The sequence below is a fragment of the Leucobacter sp. MMO-125 genome (genome assembly GCF_037148395.1).
Classification (GTDB): Bacteria; Actinomycetota; Actinomycetes; order Actinomycetales; family Microbacteriaceae; genus Leucobacter.
Genome location: NZ_JBBCTL010000002.1, coordinates 498,243 through 522,300, shown reverse-complemented (window position 1 = coordinate 522,300; position 24,058 = coordinate 498,243). Strand labels below are relative to the sequence as shown.

Sequence of the window (24,058 nt, the reverse complement as noted above, 5' to 3'; positions counted from 1 at the left end):
ATCAGTTGGCTCCAGAGAACTCGGCGCGGCGGCTCACAATCCAGCGGGCGACAGCGTTGACGAGGAAGGTGACGATGAAGAGGATGAGACCGGTGGCGATGAGCACGTTGACGTTCTCTCCGTAGGCCTCAGGGAAGGAGAGGGCGATGTTCGCGGCGATTGTCGACGGGTTTTCGCTGGTGAGCAGACGGAAGCTCACGAGTCCCGTCGCCGAGAGCACCATCGCGACGGCCATCGTCTCGCCGAGGGCGCGACCCAGGCCGAGCATCGCAGCCGACACGATGCCGGGTCGACCGAAGGGCAGCACGGCGAGGCGGATCATCTCCCAGCGCGTCGCGCCGAGCGCGAGCGCCGCCTCCTCGTGCAGCACGGGGGCCTGCAGGAAGATCTCACGGCAGATCGCGGTCATGATCGGCAGCACCATGACGCCCAGCACGATCGCCGCGGTGAGGATGGTGCGGCCCGTGCCCGAGACGGTGCCGCTGAAGAAGGGGATCCAGCCCAGGTAGGTGTTGAGCCAGACGAACACGGGCTGTGCTGCGGGGGCGAGCACCCCGATGCCCCACAGGCCGAAGACGACGCTCGGCACAGCGGCGAGCAGATCGACGACGTAGCCGAGCACTGCGGAGACCTTGCGGGGCGCGTAGTGGGAGATGAAGAGCGCGATCCCGATCGCCAGCGGCAGCGAGATCACCAGCGCCAGCACCGCGGCCCACACCGTGCCGAACACGAGCGGCCACACATACGACCAGAAATTGTCGGTCAGCAGCGAGGCCGACTCGTTCGTCGCGACGAAGGCGGGCAGGCTCTGCGCGATCAGGAAGATCGCGACCGCCGCCAGGGTGACGAGGATCATGCTGCCCGCGAACACCGCGGAGCGCGAGAAGATGCGGTCGCCGAGGCTCAGCACGGGCTTGGACGTGGCGGAGGTGGAGGTCACTCGGGCTCCTGGGTTGGGGTGTGCGGGAGGAGGTGCGGGCTGGGGGAGCGTCGGCCGCGCGAGGAGCGAGTCGCAGGATCACTCGGACCCTGCGACTCGCTCATGTTCGCGCAGGCTGACGACTCCCTCCAGCCTGACACAGGAAGGCGTTACTTGATGGCCGCGATCGCGGGCTCGATCTTGCTGCGCAGATCGGCCGAGATGGGGGCGCTGCCGGCGGCCTCGGCCGCGAGCTTCTGGCCCTCTTCGCTCACGATGTAGCCGAAGTACTCCTTGACGAGCTCGGTGTTGGCCGAGTCCTTGTACTCCTCGCAGCCGATGAGGTAGCTGACGAGCACGATCGGGTAGACGCCCGCCTCGGTGCTGGTGCGGTCGAGCTTGATCGCGATGTCGTGCTCGCCACGGCCTTCCTCGACAGAGGAGGCGTCGACGATCGCGGCTGCGGCCTCGGGCGAGTACTCGACGTACTCCTCGCCGACCTTGATCGCGACGGTGCCGAGGCCCTCGGCGCGCGAAGCATCGGCGTAGCCGATGGTGCCGACACCGTTGGTGACTGCCTCAACGACGCCCGAGGTGCCCTGGGCGCCCTCGCCGCCGAACTCGGTCGGCCAGCTCTCGATCGAGCCCACGGTCCAGTCGGAGGGTGCTGCTGCGGAGAGGTAGTCGGTGAAGTTGCCGGTCGTGCCCGACTCGTCGGAGCGGTGCACGGCGGTGATGTTCTGGTCCGGCAGCGTGGCGTCGGGGTTCTGGCCGGCGATCGCGGGATCGTTCCAATTGGTGATCGTGCCGTTGAAGATCTTTGCGATGGTGGCCGCGTCGAGGTTCAGAGAATCGACACCGTCGACGTTGAAGATGACGGCGATGGGGGAGATGTACGCGGGGAACTCGACGACGGCGTCGGTGGCGCAGCTGTCGAAGGGGCCGGCGGTGATCTCATCGGTCTTGAACGCGCGGTCGCTGCCGGCGAAGGCGGAGGCACCCTGCTGGAAGGTTTCGCGGCCCGCACCCGAGCCGGCGGGATCGTAGTTCACGGTGACATCGGCGTGCGCGGTCTGGAAGCCGGCAACCCAAGCCTCCTGAGCCGAGCCCTGCGACGACGCGCCGCCGCCCACAAGGGTGCCGGTGAGCGACGAAGCCTGGGCGTCGCCCTCGGCCGGTGCGCCCTCGTTCGCGGCGCACGAGGTGAGGGTGAGTGCGGCGATACCGCCGATGGCGGCGACCTTTGCGAATGCTGAAAGCTTCACGGCGAGTAGATTCCAATCTCGATCTGAGGTGAGGGAATGACCGCGAACGGCCACACCTCCACGCTAGGGAGCCTTCGTGTCCCCTGGTCTGCCAGCAGGTGAACAGCGGGTGAACTCGCAGTGCTCTCGGCGGGGTCTGGCATGGCAGGTAGCATGGGGCGGGTGACTGGGAAGAGACGAATCGCGGTGTTTGGGGCGGCGCTCGCGGTGCTCGCCGGCGGGGTGGGCCTGGTGGGTTGCGCCCCAGAACCGGAAGCGGATCCGAAACCAACGACGGCCCCCAAGCCGACCGCGACCCCGGAGCCAACCCCGGAGCCGAAGCCCGGCGTGGGGCCGGCGTGCCCCACCGACCACTGCGTGAGCGTGGCAGTCTCGGGTGATCTGCTGTTCCACGAGGGGCTGTGGAGTCAGTACGCGATTCCCACGAATGAGGCGGGGCAGAACTTCGACTTCGTGCCGCTGCTTGAGGGGCAGCGCGCGTATCTCAACCGATCCGATCTGGCGATCTGCCAGATGGAAACCCCTTTGGCTCCCGTCGGTGGCCCCTACGCCGGTTACCCTGCGTTCAGCACGCCGCCTGAGCTCGCCGCCGCGGTGAAGAACGTCGGCTACGACGTGTGCACGACTGCGTCGAACCACACGATCGACCAGGGAACGGAGGGTTTGGTGCGCACCCTCGACGTGCTCGACCAGGCGGGTATCGCACACACCGGTTCGTACCGTGCCGAAGGGGAGCGCGACGTGCCCCTCATTGTCGAGGCGAACGGCGTGAAGGTCGCGGTCATCACCTCGACGTTCTCGCTCAACGGGCTTTACGCCGACTACGACTGGCAGGTCGACTACCGGGAACAGGAGCCGCGGGTGGATCCTGAGCGGGCTATCGCGAAAGCGCAGAAGGCCCGCGAGATGGGTGCCGAGATCGTGATCGGGCTGCAGCACATCGGTGAGGAGTACTGGTCGGAGCCCACCGGTGGTCAGATCGAGCTCGCCCACCAGTTGCACGACAGCGGCCAATTCGACTTCGTCTATCAGCATCATGCACACGCAGTGCAGCCCTTCGAGAGCTACAACGGGAAGTGGATCCTGTACGGCACGGGCAACACCATCAGCGAGTCTGCGCCGCCTGCGCAGCGGGTGAACAACGAGTTTCTGATGGCGCGCGTGCAGTTCGCGAAGCAGCCCGACGGCACATGGGTCACGAACGATCTCGCGTGGAACGCCGCGACGAACATGCAGGACGGCCGCTACAAGTGGTGCTCGGTGATGCCGGATCAGCCGCAGGGCGTCTGCCAGTCACCCGAGATCGATGCGGGCGTTCTGGAGCGCACCCGCGCCACGGCCAACGCGATGGGAGCAGCCGACTCGGGCGCCCGGGAGTGGCTCATCACACAGGAGTGAGCTGTTGCTTGACGATTGCGATCCAGCGGTCGAACAGGGACCCCCCGGTGCGTTGCAGTTCGGCCTCTGCGTCGCTGATGTGTCGGCCCAGCACGATTGGTTCTGAGCGCGTCCGGGCGAATGCGTGGGGCGCCGCATCTGCCCATGCAGCGAAGCCGTTAGCAAGCAGTTCGGGGTGGAACTGGACTCCCCAGGCGTATTCTCCGACTCGGAAGGCTTGATTGGAGCAGGCCGGGCTTGTTGCGGCTGATTGCGCGTTGGGAGGGAGCCTCGTGATCTCGTCGAAGTGCCACTCCACGGCGGAAAAGCTGAGTGGGAGTGCCGAGAATACGGGATCATTCAATGCTGCATCGGTTCGGGAGAGCGTGACGAGTCCGAGTTCGGGCGTGTCGGCGGGAGCAACGCGACCGCCGGCGACCACCGCAAGCACTTGAGCGCCGAGACACACGCCGAAATAGGGGATTCTGCGCTCGACGCTTTCGGCGACGAGTCGACGCGCCTGGGGCAGCCATGGAGCTCGCGCGTCGTCATCGGGTGCGGGTGAGCCACCGAGCATGATCAATCCGCACACTCCGTTGAGCCCAGCAGGCATGGCGTCTGCGACTCCGGCACCCACCAGCCGCACCTCGAATCCGGCGGCTTCGAGGCGTCCGCAAAACTGGCCGAGACCCGCATCGGCCTCATTCTGAATGACAAGCACACAGTTCATGACTGACCCTTTTCTTGCGAGGAGAGTGGTGTGCGAGTGAGCAGCGTTTCGAGTGTCTCAGGTGCGCGGATTGTTGAGAAACTAAGCTCGTCGCCGCAGCGGCGGATTCCGTAGATGCCGGGTTCGAGCAGCGAGTTATACCGGAACCCGGTTGAGGCGTAATAGGCACCGGTGTCCAGGAGCGTGACGATGTCCCCAGGTGTGATGGGCGGGAGCGGGCGCTCGCTCGCCACGAGGTCGCCAGCGAAGCAGCACGGTCCGGCGATGTCGCTCATTACCGGTGCTCCAGTGAGGAGTGCCCCTTGAGGGTCTCGTGCTTCCACGCGAATCGGCCAGGCTTCTGGCATGAACGTGGTCCGTGTAGCGACTTGGGCGCCGGCGTGTGTAATCGCAATAGCGCGGCCGTCCGCTACCTTCGTGTACTCCACGAACGCGGCGATCCAGCCGAACTTCGCTAGTACACCGCGGCCGAACTCTGTGATGATCCCGAATTCTCCGCTGAAAAGCCGTGGCACTCGTTCGCGAAGTTCTTTCACATAGCCGTCCCAGTCGGTGAACGGGTCCTCTCGCGAAAAATCGACAGAGATGCCGCCGCCGATGTCTATCGAAGTGACCTGAGACCGCTTGGCGCGCCGGTTCACCTCATCCGCGAACTCAACGATCGCTGCGATGCCGTCTGCCGCCAGAGCGACGGGCACCCCCTGTGATCCTACGTGAGCGTGAACCCGACTGAGCCACGGTCGGTTGAGGAATGCACTGACGAGGCGTTCGCGGTTGCCTGAGTCGCGCAACGGGATACCAAACTTCGAGTGTGTGCCTGCGGTGCTCATCGCGGCGATCGCTCCGAGCCCGCTTTGCGGGTTGATACGCACTCCGAACACCGATCCGCGCGCTTCGCCGGGGACCGCTGGATTGCAGCTGTCCGAGGTTCGCTCCTCGGCGGAGCTGAGAATCTCGGTTATCCTGTCGAGCTCCTGGAAGCTATCGGCGTTCACGGATACCCCGGTAGAGATCGCCCACACCAGCTCGCTCCGTGATTTCGCCGGCGAGTCGAAGACGATCATGTGCGGAGGCACCCCGGCGGCGAGCGCCTGAGCCAACTCGCCTTCACTCGCCACCTCGCAACCCATGCCCATGTCGTGGAGCTCCCTGAGCATTGGTATTTCGCTGTGTGCCTTTACGGCGAAGGCATGGAGCACTGGGGTGCCAGGAGGAAGTGCGCGGGAAAAGGCTCTGCCAAGTGCTTGCACGTTCGCTTCGAGCCCATCGAGGTCCACGAATGCTGCGAGCGGTGCGCTCTCCGATGAGAGCCGTCCGGTGCGGATCGCGGCAGATATGGCGCGTCCTCTAAAGGTCGGCCCGGTTTCAGTTTCGTTCATTTCTGCACCAGTGCCAGCCAACGTCGAGTGAGCGTGCCCCAGGTCCTCGAAAGGTGGCTTTCATGCGCGAGCATCTCGGAGATGATGCCGTCTGCAGTGAGCCCATGCGCCGCGAGCTCAGGGCGTGAACGCTCGGGAGTGGCCCAGGCGCTCGCGGTTTCCGAGTTTGCCTCGAGATGGAACTGAACGCCCCACGCGCATGACCCTACGCGGAAGGCCTGGTTACGGCAGGCCTGGTTGCTCGCTAGGGCGGTACTCCCCGTGGGGAGCTGGGTTACTTCGAGAAAATGCCACTGGAGCGCACGAAGGGGCGAGGCGGTGTTGGCACATTCGAGTCGATCGAGTCCGTCGAGGAGAGGGTCGCCCGCCGCGGCATCAGTGAGGGCGAATGCAGCAAGGCCGACCTCCGGTTGCGCTGCCGTAGACACTGTTCCACCGGCCACGACAGCGAGGATTTGTGCGCCGAGACACACGCCAAGGTAAGGGATTTCATGCCGAAGCGCCTCGGATACGAGTGCGCGGGTCGCTGGCAGCCAGGGAGCGACCGCATCGTCATTCGGGCCAGGGGTTCCGCCGAGTACGACAAGAGCATCGAAGTCGTCGAGTGTTTCCGGTATGGCGGCCCCCGCGTCCGGTCCAACCACAGTGAGTTCGGCACCCGATTCAATGAGTACGGCGCCAAGACGTTGGGCCCCGGCATCGTGCTCATGCTCCACGACGAGTACCTTTGCAGCTGATGATGATGATGATGATCGGGCAGCGGACGCGAACATATTCGGAGACCTCGTCGCTGTGTCTTGCGGGGCGCTCACAGCCGTCCTGCCGCAATGATCTGGCCGAGGAATTCGCGGGTGCGGGCTTCCTGGGGTTCGCCGAAGATTTGCTCGGGAGGGCCCTGTTCGAGCACACGGCCCTCATGAAGGAACGCGATCGAGTCGGCGACTTCGCGGGCGAAGTTCATCTCGTGGGTCGCCATGAGGATGGTGAGGCCGTCGGCGGCGAGTGACTTCACGATGCTCAGCACCTCGGCGACGAGCTCGGGGTCGAGGGCAGAGGTGATTTCATCAAGCAGGAGGACATCGGTGTTCATTGCCACGGCTCGCACAATAGCGACGCGCTGCTGCTGCCCGCCGGAGAGCTGATCTGGATAGGCGTCCGCCTTGTGCGCGAGTCCGACACGGTCGAGGAGCTTCCGTGCGTACTCGTCGGCTTCCACTGGCTTTACGCCCAGTACGCGCCGAGGGCCGAGCGTGACATTTTCGAGTACGGTCATGTGTGGAAACAGGTTAAAGCTCTGGAACACGATGCCGATGCGGGTGCGGAGTCGGTCCAGGTCAACGCCTTCGCCGGAGATGCACTCCCCGTCGAGTACGATGTCCCCTCCTTGAATCTCTTCGAGGCCATTGATGGTGCGGAGCAGAGTGGATTTGCCGCAGCCAGAGGCTCCGATGAGGCAGACCACTTCGTGCTCCTCGACGTGGAGATCAATGCCGCGGAGCACTGCATGCTCGCCGTAGGACTTCTGGACGTCATTGAGTTCGAGAAACGCCATGCGCTTATCCCCTCGTCTTGGCGCGGTTGTCGCGCTCGATCAGCCGGTCGACGAACCGGGTCTGCGGAATGGTGATGATGATGAACAGGATGGCTACGACCGTCACGGACGAGAGATTGAAGTAGTTGTTTGCGAGGATCTTTGCTTGTGTGAAGGCATCGACCGTACCGATGATGGTGACGAGCGCTGTGTCCTTCTGAAGCCCGATGAAATCGTTAAGTAGTGGCGGCATCACTCTTCGCACGGCCTGGGGGACTACGACAAAGCGCATGGTCTTCCCGTAGCTCAGGCCGAGCGAACGAGCCGCAGCGACCTGTGACCAATGCACCCCGTCGATGCCTGAGCGGTACACCTCGGCGACGTAGGCACCGTAGGTGAGTGTGAGCGCGAGCACAGAAGACCAGAGCGGGCCGAGTTCGCTGAAGAATGGGATACCGGCGAGCGGCAAACCGAAACCGACGAGGTAGATAACGATGATCGACGGTACTGCACGGAACGCGTCGATATACGCGGTCGCGAGCCAGCGGATCGGGCGCCCGGCGCGCCCCGGCATGATACGGGCGAGGGCAATGACCATTGCCCAGATGAGCACGAGGATCTCAGCGAGCACGGCGATCTGCACGTTCTGCCAGAATCCAACGGCAACGTCACCGATGCTCTGGAGCATGAACGGCACGTCGAAAAAGGTCGTCTGCACAGCATGGTTATTCGCTCCGAGGAACTGGGCGAATCCGACGATCACGAGGAGTGGCAGAGCATAACCGGCCGCGATCCAACCAGACTGAGTCGCGCGGAAGCGGAACGCACGTGCCTGGGTGCTCCGGCCTGCTGATGCGGCCTCGCTGGCCGCGCGCCGATGCGCGAGGCCGCGGAGCACCGGGAGCCCAGCGAGCACGGCCAGGCCGACGAGTCCCCACAGTGCGAGGCCAATGGTGACGCGCCAGATTCCCTCGGCTGCGCCGGGAAGAGTGAGGGCAGAGAGAATTGCGGACGCCGTGGCGAGGAGGCAGCAGAGTGCGCCGACGAGAAGCGCAGTGCCAGAGGAGTCGCGATCGGAGGTGATCCGTTCGCGGATGCGGATTGGGCGGGTTGCCGAGCTTAGAGTCACTTGGTGCTCCACACGGGGATGTCGGTCGGATCGGTGCCGTATGCGGCGCTGAGATATTTCGAGGCGAGTGCGTCGATGGTGCCGTCCTCGCGCATCTGCATGATGATGTCGCTGATGACTGCCGTGTTGGGTGAGTCCTTCGGGAGGAGTACCCCCATTTGCTGGCCACTATCGAACTGTCCGATTACTTCGATCCGTCCGTTTGAAGCATTGGCTGCACCGAGAGCGACACTGAGATCCTGCACTGCGGCATCGATCTGACCGGCCGCGACGGCCGCATCGAGCTCAGCGTCGCCGGGGAAGACTGAAACCTGCTGTGTCGGCTTGAGTACTTCGTCCACGAAAATCTGCTCGGTCGTGCCCTGCTTGACTCCGATTTTCGCTTCGGCGATGGTGTCTTCAGTGATGGTTGAGCCCTGGGGGACGACGATGCCAGCGGTCGACGAGAAGTATGGTTCGGAGAAGTCGAAGATCTTCCGTCGTTCGTCAGTGATGGTGATTTGGTTGAGGGTGAGATCCATGTCGCCGGCCTTGCCCGCGATCAGGCCATCGAAAGATGCGTTCTTCAGATCGATGTTCTTGATGCCTGAACGGTAAGCGATGTTCGCGAGGATGCAGTAGTCGACACCGTCGGTGATGGACTCTACAGTGTCGCCGTTGTACCAACCTTTGCTCGGCAGATCAGCCTTCACGGTCAGCGTGCCTTCGGTGAGCGTGTCGAGGCTGAACTCGCCTGCGGTTCCCGTGACTTCGCAGTCACCGTAAGGCTTGGCTTCACTTTCGGCGGTGTCGGATGCGGCGCTGCAACCGGTAAGGAGTGCGGCGGCGGTCGCGGTGAGGGCAAGGCTCGTCAGGACGTGATTCTTCATTGAATACCTCTCAGATGTACGGTACTTAAACCGGTTTAGGTTCGCCCTGATAGTATTCAGGTCATCGCCGCGTTGTCAATTCGCTGAGCTACATCGGATGCCGACTGCCGACCGGCCATCGGAAAGTTGTCCCACGACCCCGGAGTATCGATCACATGAGCGCACCCCGGAAAGTCACTATCCGAGAGGTGGCACTGGCTGCTGGCGTATCCCCAGCGACGGTATCCCTGGTCTACAACGACAAGGGAGAGGTTGCTCAGGCCACCCGAGAAAGAGTGCTACGGGAAGGGGAGCGGCTCGGCTATAAGCCCGGATGGATCAGCAAAGTATTTCGATCTGGCAGAACCAACATTATTGGGGTAGCAGTGTTGCACGGAGATACGCCGATCTGGGAGCGTACCTACCTGCCCTACTATCACGGCATCATTGCTGGTGCAGCGATGGAAGGGCTCGAGCACGGTTACACCGTCACGGCGTTGAAAGTCGAAGCTGATGGATCATTTGTTGACAGGCTCTCCCTCGACGGGATTATCGTGGTGGACCCGCAACCTGGCGATCCCACAGTCGCTCAGGCGCTTGCCGAAGGCATCGCGGTGATCGCCGAGGGAGGCTATCTCGGAACGCCACCGCCGGGTCGCCTGCGCTCGGTGCGTACCGACATAGTGACGGGGCTCCCGTTGGCCCTTGATGAGCTCAAGCGCCGTGGTGCGGGACGCCCAGCGTTCTTTCGCGGGTGTTCGCGCGACCTGTATACGGATCTCTCCGAGCAGGTGTATCAGGAATGGTGCGCGGCACATGGACATACCCCAGTGCAGTATGTGCTCGGGGAGGGAGAATCGCCGATTCACGGCGCTCGTGTTCTCTTGAACGGGGCGGGAGAGAGCTTCGACAGTCTCTACTGCGTCAACGGTACGTATTCAAGAGCGGCGCTGGCAGCTGCCTCAGAGTTGCGTATCACGGTGCCCGATGAGCTGGCCATCGCCGTAGCGAGCGAGGAACTCGATGCCGCAGTCGACCCCCGCCTGATCTCACTCGCGCTCGATCCGCTCGAATCGGGTCGACAGTGCGTGCGCACCCTCGTACAAATGCTCGAAGGCCGCGACGCGGAGGACGTCCTCCTCCCCATGTCGTTGCGAGGCTGAACTCTATTCAGTGCTTGATGGGGTAGGTCTCGACTGCCACGATGCCAGCCTCGGGGCGGCTGCGCGAGAAGTGCAGCACTGAGAATCCGGCGGGGGGCAGCGCGGCCGCCTCAGCGAGGTAGCGGCCCTGCGGGCTGCCGGTGGCGAGTGCCAGTTCGCGCGCGAGATCAGGCAGCACGGGTCGGTGGCTGCAGAGGATCGTGTTGCGACCGCGCCCCACAACCTTCGCGACGAGTTTGCGCAGCGAGCTGAGGTCGCCTTCGTCCCAGTTGTCTTGGCTGAGCGAGCGCTTCGCCCGCACTCGCTTTCCGAGGCGTTCGGCGAGCGGTGCCACTGTCGACAGGCAGCGCGTCGCCGTTGAGGAGTAGATACGGCGCGGGCCGAAGGCTTGCAGCATGGGCACCAGGGTCTCGGCCTGCGCTTCGCCGTCATCGGCGAGCGGGCGCAGGTGATCGACGGGGAAGGCTGCACTGCGGGGTTCGGCCTTCGCGTGCCGCAGCAGCGTCACCGAAAAGGTGTCGACCAGGTCGTGCTCGGCGAGCTGCAGGAACACGTCGTACAGCTCGCGGTCGGCTGCGTAGCTGAGGCGCTCGCGCGCCTCTTCTGCGGGCACCCACTCGATGGCCTGCACCTCGTCGCCGGGCACGAACTTGGCGCTCGCCTCGGCCTTTGCGGTGACCTTCGCCGCCCAGTACTGCACCGTCTTCGAGCGGCCGCCGCTGAGCGCGTAGTGGATCGTGCCGAGGTTGACGCCGAGACGCACCAGATAGCCGGTTTCTTCCCAGGTCTCGCGCACTGCCGCCTGCGGCATGCTCTCGCCGGGGTCGAGCTTGCCCTTCGGGAAGGACACGTCGCGTTGCTTGGCGCGGTGGATGAGCAGCACCAGGACGCGCGGATCGCCGTGCTCGTCGTACACCCGCCGCCAACAGACGGTGCCCGCTGCCAGCACCTCGCTCGGCTTGGCAACTGTGCTGACGGGCGCCTCGCGTTTCTTGGGGCGCTTCTTCGTGGCGGTGGGGCTCAACGGCTTCTCCGGGAGCGGGCCTCCGTGCGGTCGAGCATGACGAGGTCTTGCAGATCGGGCAGCGGCTCGCCTTCCTCGCTCACGACACGGCGCTGCCAGCTGCCGTCTGGCAGCATGCGCCAGGAGGATACATCGTCGCTGAACGCGAAGGCGAAGAAACGGTCGATGCGGGCCAGGTGCTCGCGATCTTCGATGCGCACGAGCACCTCGATGCGACGGTCGAGGTTGCGGTGCATAAGGTCGGCACTGCCGATGAACACTTCGCGCTCGCCGGCGTTCTCGAAGGCGTAGATGCGGGAGTGCTCGAGGTAACGGCCCAGCACCGAGCGCACCCTGATGTTTTCGGAGAGCCCCGGCACACCGGCGCGGATCGAGCAGATGCCGCGCACCCAGATCTCGATGGGCACGCCATCCTGGCCAGCGCGATAGAGCGCGTCGATGATGGCCTCATCGACCATCGAGTTGGCTTTCAGCTTGATACCGCTGGGGCGGCCGGCGCGCGCGTGCTCAGCCTCGCGTTCGATGCGTTCGAGCAGACCGCTGCGCAGCTGCAGTGGTGCGACGAGCAGCCTGTCGTAGTCGGTTTCGATGGCATACCCCGACAGCACGTTGAACAGCTTGGTGACGTCGCGGCCTACCTCGGGCGACGAGGTGAACAGGCCGAAGTCTTCGTAGATGCGGCTGGTCTTCGGGTTGTAGTTGCCGGTGCCGATATGGCAGTAGTGGGCGAGACGGTCCTGCTCCTGGCGGATCACGTGCACGAGCTTGCAGTGGGTCTTGAAACCTACGAGGCCGTAAACGACGTGCACGCCCGCCTGCTCGAGCTTGCGGGCCCACGTGATGTTGGCTTCTTCGTCGAAGCGAGCCTTCACCTCGACGAGCGCGAGCACCTGCTTGCCGGCCTCGGCCGCTTTGATGAGCGAGGCGACGATGGGGCTGTCGCCGGAGGTGCGGTAGAGGGTCTGCTTGATGGCGAGCACATCAGGGTCGGTTGCGGCCTGCTCGACGAAGGCCTGCACGCTCGTGGAGAACGACTCGTAGGGGTGGTGCACCAGCACCTCGCGGCGGGCGATCGCGCCGAACACGTCAGGCTTCTCGCTGGGCGAGTTCGTGCGGAACTGCGGATGCGTCACCGGAATGTGCGGCTTGAACTTGAGATCGGGGCGGCGGATGCCTGACAGTGCGAAGAGCCCGCTGAGGTCGAGCGGTGCGGGCAGCGTGTAGACCTGCTCTTCGTCGATGTCGAACTCGGTGACGAGCAGCCCCAGGGTGGCTTCGTCCATGTCGTCGGAGATCTCGAGGCGGATCGGCGGGCCGAAGCGACGGCGCAGCAGCTCCTTCTCGAGCGCTTGGATGAGGTTCTCGGTCTCATCTTCCTCGATCTCCATGTCTTCGTTGCGGGTGACGCGGAAGACGTGGTGGTCGAGCACCTCCATGCCCGGGAACAGGCCGTCGAGCTGGTTAGCGATCAGCTCTTCGAGCGCGATGAAACGCACATCGTCGATGCTTTCGCGCTGATCCACCCGCACATAGCGGGGAATCATCTGCGGCACCTTGAGCCTCGCGAACTCGACCTTTTCGGTGCGCGGGTTGCGCACCCGGATCGAGAGGTTGAGGGCGCGGCCCGAAATGTACGGGAACGGGTGCGCGGGATCGACCGCGAGCGGCATGAGGATCGGGTAGATGCGCTGCTCGTAGTAGTCGGTGAGGTGGGCGCGGTCTGCGGCGTCGAGCTGTTCCCAGTCGACCACGCGCACGCCGGCCTCGGCGAGCGCCGGCTGCACCTGATCGCGGAAGCAGCGGGCGTGGCGCAGCTGCAGCTCGTAGGCGGTGCGGTTGATGTCGGAGAGCACATCGTTGGGGGAGCGGCCCACGTTGGTGGGCAGCGCGAGCCCCGTCACGATGCGTCGCTTGAGGCCCGCGACGCGCACCATGAAGAACTCGTCGAGGTTGGAAGCGAAGATGGCGAGGAAATTGGCGCGCTCCAGCAGCGGCACCCCGGGATCTTCAGCGAGTTCGAGCACGCGCTGGTTGAAGGCGAGCCAGCTCAGCTCGCGATCGATGTACCTGTCGGCGGGCAGCTCTGCTCGATCGACGGTGATCTCTCGGGTGTCTTCGGTCATGCGTCCATTGTGTCATCGACCCCTGACGAAGCCGCTCTCGCCCACTGACGGCTGCGTGAATCGACGGTGAACGAAGCGTGCTCATAGAGGCGCACCGCGCGCTCGTTCTCGCCATCGACGTACAGCGTGACCCGTGTGGGCGCGTGCTGCGCCATACGGACGAGCGCCACATCGAGCAGCAGCCGCCCGAGCCCGCGGCCGGCCTGCTCAGGCCGCACCCCCACGGCGTAGAGCTCGCATTCGACGCCCTCTTCACCGCGCACCGTCTTGATCCAGACGGATCCAGCAAGCTCAGGCCCCGGCTCCTCGGCGAGCAGGATCAGGTCGTCCGGCTCGAACCACGGCTCCTGACGCATGAGCGCGAAATCAGCCTCCGTGATCCGCCCCTGCTCGGGATGCGATGCGAATGCGGCCGCATTGCTTCGCACCCACGCCGCGGCATCGGCTGGCTGCTCGGGATCGAAAGCGCGCAACCGCAGACCGGCTGGCGCCTGCAGGGCGAGCGGATCGCGCCCATCGGAGGGCAGCAGCGCCGGATCGAGCGCCATGCGCAGCAGCGTGCGCACCGGCGCGAAGCCTGCTCGCGCGAGCAGCGCTTCCGCAGCAGGATTCTCGCCGTGAGCCCAGGCGCGCAGTTCGCCGTTCGTGCGCGCGAGCGTCTGCGCGAGCGCGGCCGATCCGACGCCGCGCCCCCGCGCGTCGGGCCGCACCGCGAGATCGACCTCGCCCTGCCCGACGATCCCAACCGCCACAGGCGCGACAGCTGCGACAGCTTCGCCCGCCTCACCTGCAGCCTCCGAGAACCGCAGCAGCACGCGCTGGCCCTGCGCCGCTGCCAGCATTGCCTGATCCGATACCGGCGATGCGCCGTCGTGGGCCTCAGCCTCGGCGATCAGCGCACGAGCCTCGGCGAGTGCCGCATCGGAGGCACCCTCCGCAACTGTGAGACGTGCAGACATCTACTCCTCCTCTGCTGAGACACGGGCTCGCGCAAAGCCGTACCCCACACCCCGCACCGTGCTGATGAGCCCCTCGTGCTCGCCCAGCTTCGCCCGCAGGCGCCGCACGTGCACGTCGACGGTGCGCGTGCCGCCGAAGTAGTCGGTTCCCCACACTTCGCCGAGCAACTGCTCACGGGTGAACACCCGCCCGGGGTGCCCCGCGAGGAAGTGCAGCAGCTCGAACTCCTTGTAGGTCAGATCGAGCGGGCGGCCGAACAGCCGCGCAGTGAAGTTGAACTCGTCAATGACAACGCCCGCGGCCTGGACCGCGGGCGGGGGAGCGGCAGCGGCCGAAGCCGGACGGCCGAGGAGTCGCAGGCGCAACTCGGTCTCGGCGGGGCTGGCTGTGGGCAGCAGCAGTTCGCTCACGCCCCACTCGGGGGTGAGCGCGGTGAGCGCGAGTTCGGGGAGGATCACCACGCGCGGCGTCTCCACGCCCTCCGCGAGTGCCAGGCAGGCCGCGCGGGCGCGGCGCGCATCGAGCGTGCCGTCGACGAGGATCGCGTCAAAGCGGGCCGCCATCGTCTCGGGCACCCGCAGCGACAGCGGCGAGGTGCGCACCTCGTGGGGCAGCAGGTCGAGGGCCGGCAGGGAATCGGCGGGATCGCGATCGGCGAGGCAGAGCAGCTGCATGGACCGCCTCCCTCCGCTGTTCGTTCGACCCGAGGCCATAGTACTGCGGGCACTGTTTCGTCGCAGTTTCGGGGTGATTTCGGCTGTCCTATGCCGGCGTGGCCTCGCATCGGCCCGTGGTGGCGGGCGCTGTGAAAGAATAGGGGGCGTGAGTGAGCCCGTGCAGTCTGACGCCCCGGAGATGCCCGATGTGCAGTCGTGGCACTTTCCGCGCATGATCATCGCGTGGGCTGTGGCGGCGCTCATCGGCGCGCTCGTGACGCTGCTGGTGCCGCACGATGATCGCTTCGCGTGGCTCGCATTCGCTGTGGGGGCGAGCACGCTCGTCACTTTCGCACTGCAACTGGGCACGGCGCAGCGCGAGGGGTTCATCACTCGCGTCTCGTTCAGTGTGGCTGGCTCAGTGGTACTGATCGCGGTGATCGATGTGATCGGGCTGCTGCTCGCCTAACGCCCCGGTTGTTGTCGCGGAGGCGGGCATGCCGGCAGGGTGTAATAGACTGGCGGCATGCTTCTTGCTCTCGAACTCTTCTTTCTCGGTCTCCTCGGTCTCGCAGGTGTCGCGATCGCGTGGATCTCGGGCACTGTCGTCTACAAGCTCTTCAAGGGGCAGCGCTAATCACCTGCTCGCTGCTCGATGCGTGAGCAGGAGGTGCTGATGTCGTCGTTCTTGGATCTTCCGGGTGCCGTTGCGGATCCGGCTGGCGTGGCGGCCCACTACGGCGAGCCGCTGCCCGAGCAGCGCGCCCTCGAAGCGGGCACCGCTGTCGTAGATGTGTCGCACCGCGGAGTCATCACGGTTTCGGGCCCCGATCGCCTGAGCTGGCTGAACTCGATGACGAGTCAGCAGTTGCTGGGTCTGCGCCCTGGCGAGAGCACTGAAACCCTGCTGCTCGACCCGAACGGGCGCATCGAGCGCGCGATCCGCATCGTCGATGATGGAGAGCGCAGCTGGCTGCTCGTCGATGAGGGGTCAGCTGAGCCGCTCGCGGCGTTCTTGCAGCGCATGCGCTTCGCGCTGCGCGTCGAGGTGCACGACGTCTCTGCCGAGTATGCGACGGTGCTCGCCTTCACCGGTGGCGGGCCGGCGGCGGCTGCGCTGCGCGCACTGTCTCCCTCGGCCGAGTGGCAGGATCCGTGGGCAGCTGTGACCGCGGGCGGTGTGCAGTATGCGAGGGCTGCGGGGCACGCGGCCGAGGGCTGGGCGGTGTCGCAGTTCGTGTTCGCTCGCGAGGATCTGCCCGCCGTTGCCGCGCTGTTGCGCGAGGGTGCGCTGCGCCCCGCGGGCCTGCTCGCACTTGAAGCGCTGGAAGTGCGGGCCTGGCGCCCGGCGCAGCACGCCGATGTTGACGAGCGTGCGATTCCGCACGAGTTCGACTGGCTGCGCACGGCAGTGCACCTCACGAAGGGCTGCTATCGCGGGCAGGAGACCGTGGCGAAGGTGCACAACCTGGGGCATCCGCCCCGGCGTCTCGCAATGCTGCATCTCGACGGCTCCGGCGGTGAGCTGCCTATCGCGGGCGCGCACGTCTACCGTGCGCCCGAGCCCGGCGAAGCGCGCGATCCTGAAGCACGCCCGGTGGGGCGGGTCACTCGGGCAGCGCTGCACCACGAGTGGGGCGGCATCGCACTCGCCCTGCTGAAGCGCGCGCTGCCGGAGGATGCCGCCCTTGAGGTGGCACTTGCTGATTCTGAGGAGCGGATCGCCGCAGCCCAGGAGGCGATCGTGCCATCCGATGCCGGGGCCACGCGCGAAATTCCAAGGCTCAAGCGGCTCTGATGCGGCCGCCACGGCGGCCACCGGTTACCTCATAGACTGGAAGCATGACGAACAAGCTGATCCTGCTCCGTCACGGGCAGAGCGACTGGAACCAGAAGAACCTGTTCACCGGTTGGGTGGATGTGCGACTGACTGAGCAGGGGCGCGGCGAGGCTGCTCGCGCTGGTGAGCTGCTCGCCGAGTCGGGCGTGCTGCCCGACGTGTTGCACACCTCGGTGCTGAGCCGGGCTATCCAGACGGCCAACCTGGCGCTCGACAGCGCCGATCGGCTGTGGATTCCGGTGCGTCGCTCATGGCGCCTGAACGAACGTCACTACGGTGCGCTTCAGGGGCTCGACAAGAGCGAAACGCTGCAGAAGTACGGTGAGCAGCAGTTCATGGAGTGGCGTCGCTCCTTCGATACGCCGCCGCCCGCGCTCGATGATTCGAGCGAGTGGTCGCAGGCGAACGATCCGCGCTACGCCGGCATCGACGGTGAGCAGCCGCGCACGGAGTGCCTGAAAGATGTGGTCGAGCGTCTGGTGCCCTACTGGGAGGGTGAGATCCTGCCCGATCTCAACGCGGGTAAGACCGTGCTGGTGACCGCTCACGGCAACTCGCTGCGCGCCCTCGTGAAGCATCTCGAGGGCATCTCGGACGCCGATATTGCGGGCCTCAACATTCCCACGGGGATGCCGCTCGTCTACGACATCGCCGAGGATGGCACGCCCGCCGGCGCTGGTCGCTACCTTGATCCCGAGGCCGCTGCGGCCGGTGCTGCTGCGGTAGCCGCGCAGGGCAAGCACTGACGGAGAGACTCGGCTCGTACACGAAAGGGCCCCTCGCGAGAGGGGCCCTTTCGTGTATTCCGAGTGCGAGTCGGATCAGCGTTCGGTGCGCTCGTCGGAGGAGTCGTCCTCGTCGTCAGCGTTGTACTTGCTGGCGTACTCTTCCCAGGCATCCTCATCGGAGCCGTGGTGCGAACTCTGAGCGAGTTCACGTTGAAGCTGTGAAAGGTCGGTGTTGGGGCTGAAATACTTCAGCTCCCTGGCGACCTTGGTGTGCTTTGCCTTCTGACGGCCGCGCCCCATGCGTGACCCCCTTACACATTCAGGCCTCGCGGGCAATCTTCCGCGAGGCAGGTACTTATACAAATAGACGTATGGAGCAGATTCTAGCAGATTGCACGCGCTTCGAAGCGCGCCCATTACGATGAAGGCATGACCTCCCGTCGCCCCCGTGCCACCAGGATTCTGCTCATCATCATTTTGGTGATTGCAGTGCTCGTTCTGGCAGGTGCGCTCGCCGTGCTGCTGCCGATTCTTACCCATCAGAGCGCAGGCGGATCGGGACAGCAGGTGCCCGACACCTTCGTCTCGCAGACGACCGCGGAAGGTGCGGATGGGCGCCTGCGCGAACTGAGTGTCGAAGCGGCAGACGGAACTCCCGTCGCTCTCGATGAGCTGCGCCCGGGCAAACAACTCGTGGTGCGCGGCAGCGGCTTTGATACCGGAATCGGCATATACGTGGGGATCTGCGCGATTCCGCAGCAGGAAGGCGGCAAGCCCGGGCCGTGCCTCGGCGGTATTCCCGAGGGCGCGAAGGAGGGCACTGCCGATACTTCAGCGCTGTCGAGCGTGTGGATCACTGACGACTGGGCGTGGCAGGCCTTCGCTACTCAGCGCTACAATGACCCCCAGAAGGGTGCCTTCACCACGAAGCTCACCGTTCCTGAGGCGTCGGTCGACGGCCTCGACTGCCGCGAGACGCGCTGCGCGATCGCCACCCGAGCCGACCACACCGCTGCAAGAGACCGGGTGCAGGACATGCTGCTGCCGGTGGCCTTCGCGAAGTAGCCCGCCTCAGTGCGCGAGCGGCGCGATCACCAGCGTCGCCACCGTGTAGATCGCAAGACCGGCGAGCGCGCCCACGACGGTTCCGTTGATGCGGATGAACTGCAGATCCTTGCCCACCTGTAGCTCGATCTTCTCGGCAGCTTCCTGGGCATCCCAGCGCTGCACGGTCTCGGTGATGACGCCCGCAATATCTCCGCGGTAATTGCGCACCAGGTGCTCGACGACGCCCATCACCCACACGTCGATCTTGTACTGCAGTGTCGGATCGTCGAGCAGCTTGTTGCCGAAATCCTGCAACGCTGAAATGATCCGCGTGCGCAGTTCGCTCTGCGGGTCTTCCAGCATCGACACGAGCGCTGCGCGAGCGGTATCCCAAGTGCTCGCCGCGACAGCCCTGATGCGCGGGCTGTCGAAAATTTCGTGCTTGAAGGCCTCCAACTGCTGCTGCAGACGCGGTTGCTGCTGCAGATCGCGTGCGAGATCCGCCAGGAACCGCGCAATTGCGAGACGGAACGGATGCTCAGGATCGGCACCGACCCGCTGCGCGAACTTCACCGTTTCGGCGTGCAGGCGGTCATCGACGAAGCGATCGACGATGCTCGGCACCCAGGAGGGAAGCCGCGAGGAGATCACACGGTCGAAGGCCTCCGGGTGCGAGACCAGCCACTCCTCGACCCGCGAGGCTGCGATGTCGATGAGCGCCTGCTGGTGCCCGCCGGCCACGAACGACTCCGCTGTGCGCCCGAGCAGCGGCCCCCACTCCGGCTCGACGACGTGCCGTCGCACGAGCAGTTCGATGAGTTCTCGCACATCGTTGTCGTCGAGCACCGTCAAAGCGCCGAGGCTGGCGCTCGTCACCATGTCGCCCACGCGCTCGGCGTTGGGGCGTTGCGACAGCCACTCGCCGGCGTGCCGTGCACCGCTGATGCCCGCGAGCTTGTCGTGCACGACGTCATCGGCGAGGAAATTCTCTTCGACGAACGCACCCAGCCCAGCGCCGATGTCGTCTTTCTTGCTTGAAATGAGGTTGGTGTGCGGAATTTTCAGCCCGAGCGGATGCCTGAAGAGCGCGGTAACGGCAAACCAGTCGGCGAGCGCACCGACCATACCGCCCTCGCTCGCCGCCCGAACGTAACCGAGCCACGGGTAGTGGGTCTGCAGCGCGAACGAGATGACGAACACGACAGCCATGCCGATGAGCAGTGCGACGGCGAGGCGCTGCATGCGACGCAGCTCGGCGAGCCGTTCGAAGTCTGCGGGGGAGACGGCCCCCAGGGTGCGGCGGGTGCGAGACGACGGCATCTCAGTATTATCCTCCACGGTGGGAACTGCGACGCCGCATGAAAGAATAGACTTCATGCACCTTCTCACGGCGCTCAGCCTGAAGAACCGCGCGTTGATCGCGCTTGTCACTATTGTCGCCGCGGTTTTCGGGCTCATCGGCGTTGGCTCCCTCAAACAGGAGCTGATGCCGTCCGTGCAGTTCCCGGCGATTGCGGTGGTCACCAGCTACCCCGGGGCGTCGCCAGAGGTCGTCAACAACGACGTCTCCGGCCCCATCGAAACGGCGCTGCGCGCGGTGCCGCAGCTTGAAAGCTCGACGGCGACATCGAGCACGGGTTCGTCGATGGTCGTCGCCCAGTTCACCTACGGCGTCGACCTCACCGTGACGGAGCAAAAGGTCGAGCGTGCCATCAGCCGCATCTCGAAGATCCTTCCCGAAACCGCCGACACGCAGGTGATGTCGGGCAGTATCGACGACTTCCCCGTGATCCAGATCGCGGTCACGCCGGCGGCAGGGCAGACGCCGGAAGAAGCCGCGCAGCTGATCGACCGCGTGGCGATCCCCGAGATCAGTGATCTCGACGGAGTGCGCGACGCGCAGCTCACCGGTGCCCGCGAGGAGCGGATCACGATTGCCCCTTACGCGGGAGCACTCGCCGAGAACGGCCTCAGCTCGCAGGCCATCGCCGACACGCTGCAGCAGAGCGGCGTGCTCATGGCGGCCGGCACTATCACCGAGGGTGATCGCACGCTCGCCGTGCAGGCGGGCACGGCACTCGGCTCTGTCGAAGACATCGCCGCGATCCCGCTTCCCGGCACGAGCAGCTACGACCCCGACACCGATCAGCGGGCGCCCCTCACTATCGGCGACGTCGCAGAGGTGCGCCTCGAACCTGGCCCCGAGCAGAGCATTTCCCGCATCAACGGGGAGCCGGCCCTCACCATCGCCGTCACCAAGATGTCGGCCGCGAACACCGTCGACGTCTCGCACGCGGTGCAGCAGAAGCTCGATGAGCTGCAGGATCAGCTCGGCGGAGCGCAGCTCACCGTCGTGTTCGACCAGGCGCCCTACGTGGAGCAGTCGATCCACACCCTCACCACCGAGGGTCTGCTCGGTCTCGTGTTCGCGGTGCTCGTCATCCTCGTCTTCTTGATGTCGGTGCGAGCGACCCTGGTGACCGCGATCTCCATCCCCACCTCGGTGCTGCTCACTTTCGTGGGCCTTAACTTCGCCGAGTACACGCTCAACATGCTCACGCTGGGTGCGCTCACCATCTCGATCGGTCGCGTGGTCGACGATTCGATCGTGGTGATCGAGAACATCAAGCGGCACCTCGTGCCCGGCGCCGACAAGGCGAAGTCGATCATCGAGGCCGTGCGGGAGGTTGCTGGGGCGATCACCGCGTCGACAGTCACCACAGTTGCCGTGTTCTTGCCGATGGCGTTCGTCGACGGCATGGTGGGCGAACTGTTCCGCCCCTTCGCGTTCACGGTGACCATCGCGCTTGTCGCCTCGCTGCTCGTCTCGCTCACGATCGTGCCGGTGCTCGCGTACTGGTTCTTGCGAGCGGATCGGCGGCCTCGCAGTGCCGAGCTCTCGACGAGCCGCGATCCGCAGCCTGCCACTGCGCCCCTCACCGCGCTGCAACGCTGGTACCGCCCCGTGATCGACTGGACGCTGAAGCGCCCGGCGGTCACCCTGCTCACCGCGGTACTAGTGTTCGGGTTGACCGTCGCGCTGAGCCCATTGATGAAGACGAACTTCATGGGCGAAGATGAGCAGAACTCGATCGGGCTCGTGCAGACCCTCGCCCCCGGCACCAGCCTCGACGCGCAGCTCGCGCAGGCAGAACGCGTCGAGGGTGCGCTCGCAGATGTCGACGCCGTGCAGACCGTGCAGGTGACCATCGGCGGCGGCAGCGGGATGAGCGCGCTCTTTGGAGGCGGCGGCGACGGTTCGGTGAGCTACTCGATCACCACCGACCCCGACGCCAATCAGTCGAAGGCCCAGGACGATATCCTCACGGCTGTCGACGGCCTCGATGACGCGGGTGAGTTCTCACTGGGGCAGTCGGGCGGCGGGGCGACCACGTCGAGCGCTATCGAGGTCAACGTCTCAGCGCCAGACCAGCAGACCCTCGCCCAGGCGAGCGACGTCGTGCTCGCCGAGCTCAAGAAGCAGTCCGGCCTGCGCCAGGTCGAGAGCGATCTGGGTGCCTCGCGCCCCTTCCTGCGCGTCGCCGTGGATCGCGATGCCGCTGCCGCTGCGGGCCTCACCGAGGCCGCGGTCGCTGGCCAGGTTGCGCAGCAGATGCAGCCGCGCCCCGTCGGCCAGATCACGATGGACGCCGACAGTGTGTCGATCTACCTTGCTGAGGGCACCGCCCCCACCGATCAGGCTGGCGTCGCCGCCCTGCCGATCATGACGGCAGTCGGGCCAGCACAACTCGACTCCCTCGCCACCATCGAGATCGCCGACGGCCCCGTGACCGTTCGCACCGAAGACGGTGTGCGCATGGTCACCGTGTCGGCGCTGCCCGAGGGCGACAACCTGAGCGTGGCAAGTGCCGCGGTGAACACCGCCCTCGACACCGTGGAGCTGCCTGCGGGGGCCACCGCCTCCATCGGCGGTGTGATGGCGCAGCAATCTGAGGCCTTCAAACAGCTCGGCTTGGCCCTGCTCGCCGCGATCCTCATCGTGTACGTGGTGATGGTCGCGACCTTCCGCAGCCTGCTGCAGCCCCTGCTGCTGCTCATCTCGGTGCCGTTCGCAGCTACCGGCGCGATCCTGCTGCTCATCGCGACGGGCATCCCGCTCGGCGTCGCCTCGCTGATCGGCGTGCTCATGCTGATCGGCATCGTGGTGACGAACGCGATCGTGCTGATCGACCTCGTCAACCAGTATCGGGCCCGCGGGGATGCCCTGCTCGACGCCGTTGAACACGGCGCTCTGCAGCGTCTGCGCCCCATTGTGATGACCGCGCTCGCGACGATTCTGGCGCTCACCCCCATGGCGCTCGGCATCACCGGTAAGGGCGGGTTCATCTCGCAGCCGCTCGCGGTTGTGGTGATCGGTGGCCTGCTGTCGTCGACGGTGCTCACGCTCATCGTGCTGCCCACGCTGTACTACGCGGTGGAGCGGCGGCGGGAGGGTCGCGGTGGGCCTCGCCGCGGTTCAGGTCGCGGCCCGAAGCGGCGTGGCCCGCAGCGCACCCCTGGGGCAGCTGCGGCCGGGGGAGCTGATGCGCTCGCGTTCGCCGGGGCTGTCGGATCGGTGGGAACCGTGGGCGTGCTCGGAGCCGAGGCCACGCGCGAGGCCACGACGGGCTACCCCGCCGAGTCGCCTGAGGAGCTGATCGAGCTGTTCGCCGAGGGCGACGCTGCTGAAGCGGCACCCGAACCGGAGCATCCCGGTGGGGAGGCTGCCGAGAGCCCAGTTGAGGGTGACGAGCTCGAGACGCCTGCGCCGGTGCCGGCCCCGGTACCGACCCCTGCCGACGCAGACACGCAGCGCGCGATTCTCAGCGAACTGATGCGGGTGGGGCTGTCAGCACCCGAGGTGGCTGAGCGCGGCGGATTAGAAGAGGCCGAGCACGCGAGCGTCGAGCCTGGTGCCGACGCCGTCGGCGCAGCCGACGCACTCCCGGCTGCAGACGCGACGGGCGTGGATCTTGCGACCGACACCGACGAGGCGGGGAGCCCCGCGACCGCGCAGATGTCGCTGGCGCTCTCCGAGCTTGGCTTCGCCGACGACGACCCCACGCTCGACTCCGAGGGTGGTGTGGCGGATGACTCCGCAGGGGGCTCCGTTGACGATGCCTCTCGCGAGGACGAGACGGGTGCTGGTGCACCCGCCGCGGCACCTCCGGTGACCGGCGAGCTGAACTGGGAGCAGCTCATGTGGGAGGCCACCCAAGAAGTCGAAGCAGCTGCGCAAGGGGCTGGCGCCGATGCTGATGCTGCACGCGCCGAAGCCGAGATCGCGGATCAGGCCGACACTGCTGAGGAACGACCCGAAGACGAGAGCGGGCGATAGC

At 65.7% G+C, this 24,058-nt stretch carries 21 protein-coding genes; 7 read left to right on the top strand and 14 right to left on the bottom strand.

The features are described 5' to 3' along the window. Nucleotide 1 precedes the first annotated feature (1 nt). Both pstC and pstS read right to left on the bottom strand, forming a co-directional pair. A complete protein-coding gene (pstC, locus tag WFI54_RS07070) occupies nucleotides 2-940 on the bottom strand; it encodes a phosphate ABC transporter permease subunit PstC (protein ID WP_336652084.1) in 939 nt (312 codons plus the stop codon). A 149-nt stretch (nucleotides 941-1,089) separates the two neighbouring features. After that, nucleotides 1,090-2,184: a phosphate ABC transporter substrate-binding protein PstS gene (gene pstS / locus WFI54_RS07065; protein ID WP_336652083.1), complete on the bottom strand. Its 1,095-nt coding sequence runs from the start codon at nucleotides 2,182-2,184 to the stop codon at nucleotides 1,090-1,092. A gap of 153 nt (nucleotides 2,185-2,337) precedes the next feature. Between pstS and WFI54_RS07060 the strand changes: the two genes are divergently transcribed. Beyond that, entirely contained in the window at nucleotides 2,338-3,582 is a 1,245-nt protein-coding gene (locus WFI54_RS07060; RefSeq protein WP_442918649.1) for a CapA family protein, read from the top strand. Here WFI54_RS07060 and WFI54_RS07055 read toward each other — a convergent pair. The 6 genes from WFI54_RS07055 to WFI54_RS07030 are packed head-to-tail and all read right to left on the bottom strand — an operon-like array spanning nucleotide 3,569 to nucleotide 9,199. Further along, nucleotides 3,569-4,291, bottom strand: a complete 723-nt coding sequence (locus tag WFI54_RS07055; RefSeq protein ID WP_336652081.1) for a type 1 glutamine amidotransferase — start codon at nucleotides 4,289-4,291, stop codon at nucleotides 3,569-3,571. The genes WFI54_RS07060 and WFI54_RS07055 overlap by 14 nt on opposite strands. After that, a complete protein-coding gene (locus WFI54_RS07050; protein WP_336652080.1) occupies nucleotides 4,288-5,670 on the bottom strand; it encodes a diaminopimelate decarboxylase in 1,383 nt (460 codons plus the stop codon). Before WFI54_RS07050 ends, WFI54_RS07055 begins: the two co-directional genes overlap by 4 nt. Further along, nucleotides 5,667-6,443, bottom strand: coding sequence for a type 1 glutamine amidotransferase (locus WFI54_RS07045; protein ID WP_336652079.1), 777 nt, complete (start codon nucleotides 6,441-6,443; stop codon nucleotides 5,667-5,669). The genes WFI54_RS07050 and WFI54_RS07045 overlap by 4 nt, the downstream gene beginning before the upstream one ends. Nucleotides 6,444-6,478: 35 nt before the next feature. After that, the gene (locus WFI54_RS07040; protein WP_336652078.1) at nucleotides 6,479-7,222 is read right to left on the bottom strand and encodes an amino acid ABC transporter ATP-binding protein; all 744 of its coding nucleotides are present in this window, start codon (nucleotides 7,220-7,222) and stop codon (nucleotides 6,479-6,481) included. Between the two features lie 4 nt (nucleotides 7,223-7,226). Then, the gene (locus WFI54_RS07035) at nucleotides 7,227-8,330 is read right to left on the bottom strand and encodes an amino acid ABC transporter permease (RefSeq protein ID WP_336652077.1); all 1,104 of its coding nucleotides are present in this window, start codon (nucleotides 8,328-8,330) and stop codon (nucleotides 7,227-7,229) included. Further along, nucleotides 8,327-9,199 carry an ABC transporter substrate-binding protein gene (locus WFI54_RS07030; protein ID WP_336652076.1) on the bottom strand — a complete coding sequence of 291 codons (873 nt, stop codon included), beginning with the start codon at nucleotides 9,197-9,199 and terminating at the stop codon, nucleotides 8,327-8,329. Before WFI54_RS07030 ends, WFI54_RS07035 begins: the two co-directional genes overlap by 4 nt. 155 nt (nucleotides 9,200-9,354) lie before the next feature. Here WFI54_RS07030 and WFI54_RS07025 point away from each other — a divergent pair, with 155 nt between their 5' ends. Beyond that, entirely contained in the window at nucleotides 9,355-10,341 is a 987-nt protein-coding gene (locus tag WFI54_RS07025) for a LacI family DNA-binding transcriptional regulator (protein WP_336652075.1), read from the top strand. 7 nt (nucleotides 10,342-10,348) lie between these two features. On the opposite strand, the gene WFI54_RS07020 is transcribed toward WFI54_RS07025, so the two are convergent. From WFI54_RS07020 to WFI54_RS07005, 4 genes are read right to left on the bottom strand one after another with little or no spacing between them, the layout of a single operon-like run. Then, complete coding sequence (locus WFI54_RS07020) at nucleotides 10,349-11,365, bottom strand: NUDIX hydrolase (protein ID WP_336652074.1); 1,017 nt, start codon at nucleotides 11,363-11,365, stop codon at nucleotides 10,349-10,351. Next, nucleotides 11,362-13,488, bottom strand: a complete 2,127-nt coding sequence (locus tag WFI54_RS07015) for an RNA degradosome polyphosphate kinase (RefSeq protein ID WP_336652073.1) — start codon at nucleotides 13,486-13,488, stop codon at nucleotides 11,362-11,364. Before WFI54_RS07015 ends, WFI54_RS07020 begins: the two co-directional genes overlap by 4 nt. Then, nucleotides 13,485-14,447, bottom strand: coding sequence for a mycothiol synthase (mshD, locus tag WFI54_RS07010; RefSeq protein WP_336652072.1), 963 nt, complete (start codon nucleotides 14,445-14,447; stop codon nucleotides 13,485-13,487). The genes WFI54_RS07015 and mshD overlap by 4 nt, the downstream gene beginning before the upstream one ends. Beyond that, nucleotides 14,448-15,122, bottom strand: a complete 675-nt coding sequence (locus WFI54_RS07005; RefSeq protein ID WP_336652071.1) for a winged helix-turn-helix domain-containing protein — start codon at nucleotides 15,120-15,122, stop codon at nucleotides 14,448-14,450. It abuts the gene before it with no gap. 148 nt (nucleotides 15,123-15,270) lie between these two features. On the opposite strand from WFI54_RS07005, the gene WFI54_RS07000 reads away from it, so the two are divergent. The 3 genes from WFI54_RS07000 to WFI54_RS06990 all read left to right on the top strand — a co-directional run bounded on the left by WFI54_RS07000 (nucleotide 15,271) and on the right by WFI54_RS06990 (nucleotide 17,690). Continuing rightward, complete coding sequence (locus WFI54_RS07000; RefSeq protein ID WP_336652070.1) at nucleotides 15,271-15,573, top strand: hypothetical protein; 303 nt, start codon at nucleotides 15,271-15,273, stop codon at nucleotides 15,571-15,573. Between the two features lie 207 nt (nucleotides 15,574-15,780). Further along, nucleotides 15,781-16,902 (top strand): CAF17-like 4Fe-4S cluster assembly/insertion protein YgfZ, encoded by a 1,122-nt coding sequence (gene ygfZ / locus WFI54_RS06995; RefSeq protein ID WP_336652069.1) that lies wholly within the window; start codon nucleotides 15,781-15,783, stop codon nucleotides 16,900-16,902. A gap of 44 nt (nucleotides 16,903-16,946) precedes the next feature. Continuing rightward, entirely contained in the window at nucleotides 16,947-17,690 is a 744-nt protein-coding gene (locus WFI54_RS06990) for a phosphoglyceromutase (RefSeq protein ID WP_336652068.1), read from the top strand. Between the two features lie 75 nt (nucleotides 17,691-17,765). On the opposite strand, the gene WFI54_RS06985 is transcribed toward WFI54_RS06990, so the two are convergent. Further along, nucleotides 17,766-17,972, bottom strand: coding sequence for a DUF3073 domain-containing protein (locus tag WFI54_RS06985; protein ID WP_336652067.1), 207 nt, complete (start codon nucleotides 17,970-17,972; stop codon nucleotides 17,766-17,768). A gap of 129 nt (nucleotides 17,973-18,101) precedes the next feature. Here WFI54_RS06985 and WFI54_RS06980 point away from each other — a divergent pair, with 129 nt between their 5' ends. Continuing rightward, the gene (locus tag WFI54_RS06980; RefSeq protein WP_336652066.1) at nucleotides 18,102-18,737 is read left to right on the top strand and encodes a hypothetical protein; all 636 of its coding nucleotides are present in this window, start codon (nucleotides 18,102-18,104) and stop codon (nucleotides 18,735-18,737) included. 6 nt (nucleotides 18,738-18,743) lie between these two features. Here WFI54_RS06980 and WFI54_RS06975 read toward each other — a convergent pair whose 3' ends face one another. Further along, the gene (locus WFI54_RS06975) at nucleotides 18,744-20,039 is read right to left on the bottom strand and encodes a DUF445 domain-containing protein (RefSeq protein WP_336652065.1); all 1,296 of its coding nucleotides are present in this window, start codon (nucleotides 20,037-20,039) and stop codon (nucleotides 18,744-18,746) included. 55 nt (nucleotides 20,040-20,094) lie between these two features. Between WFI54_RS06975 and WFI54_RS06970 the strand changes: the two genes are divergently transcribed. After that, on the top strand, nucleotides 20,095-24,057 hold the full coding sequence (locus tag WFI54_RS06970) for an efflux RND transporter permease subunit (RefSeq protein WP_336652064.1): 3,963 nt from the start codon (nucleotides 20,095-20,097) through the stop codon (nucleotides 24,055-24,057). The last annotated feature ends 1 nt before the right edge of the window (nucleotide 24,058 follow it).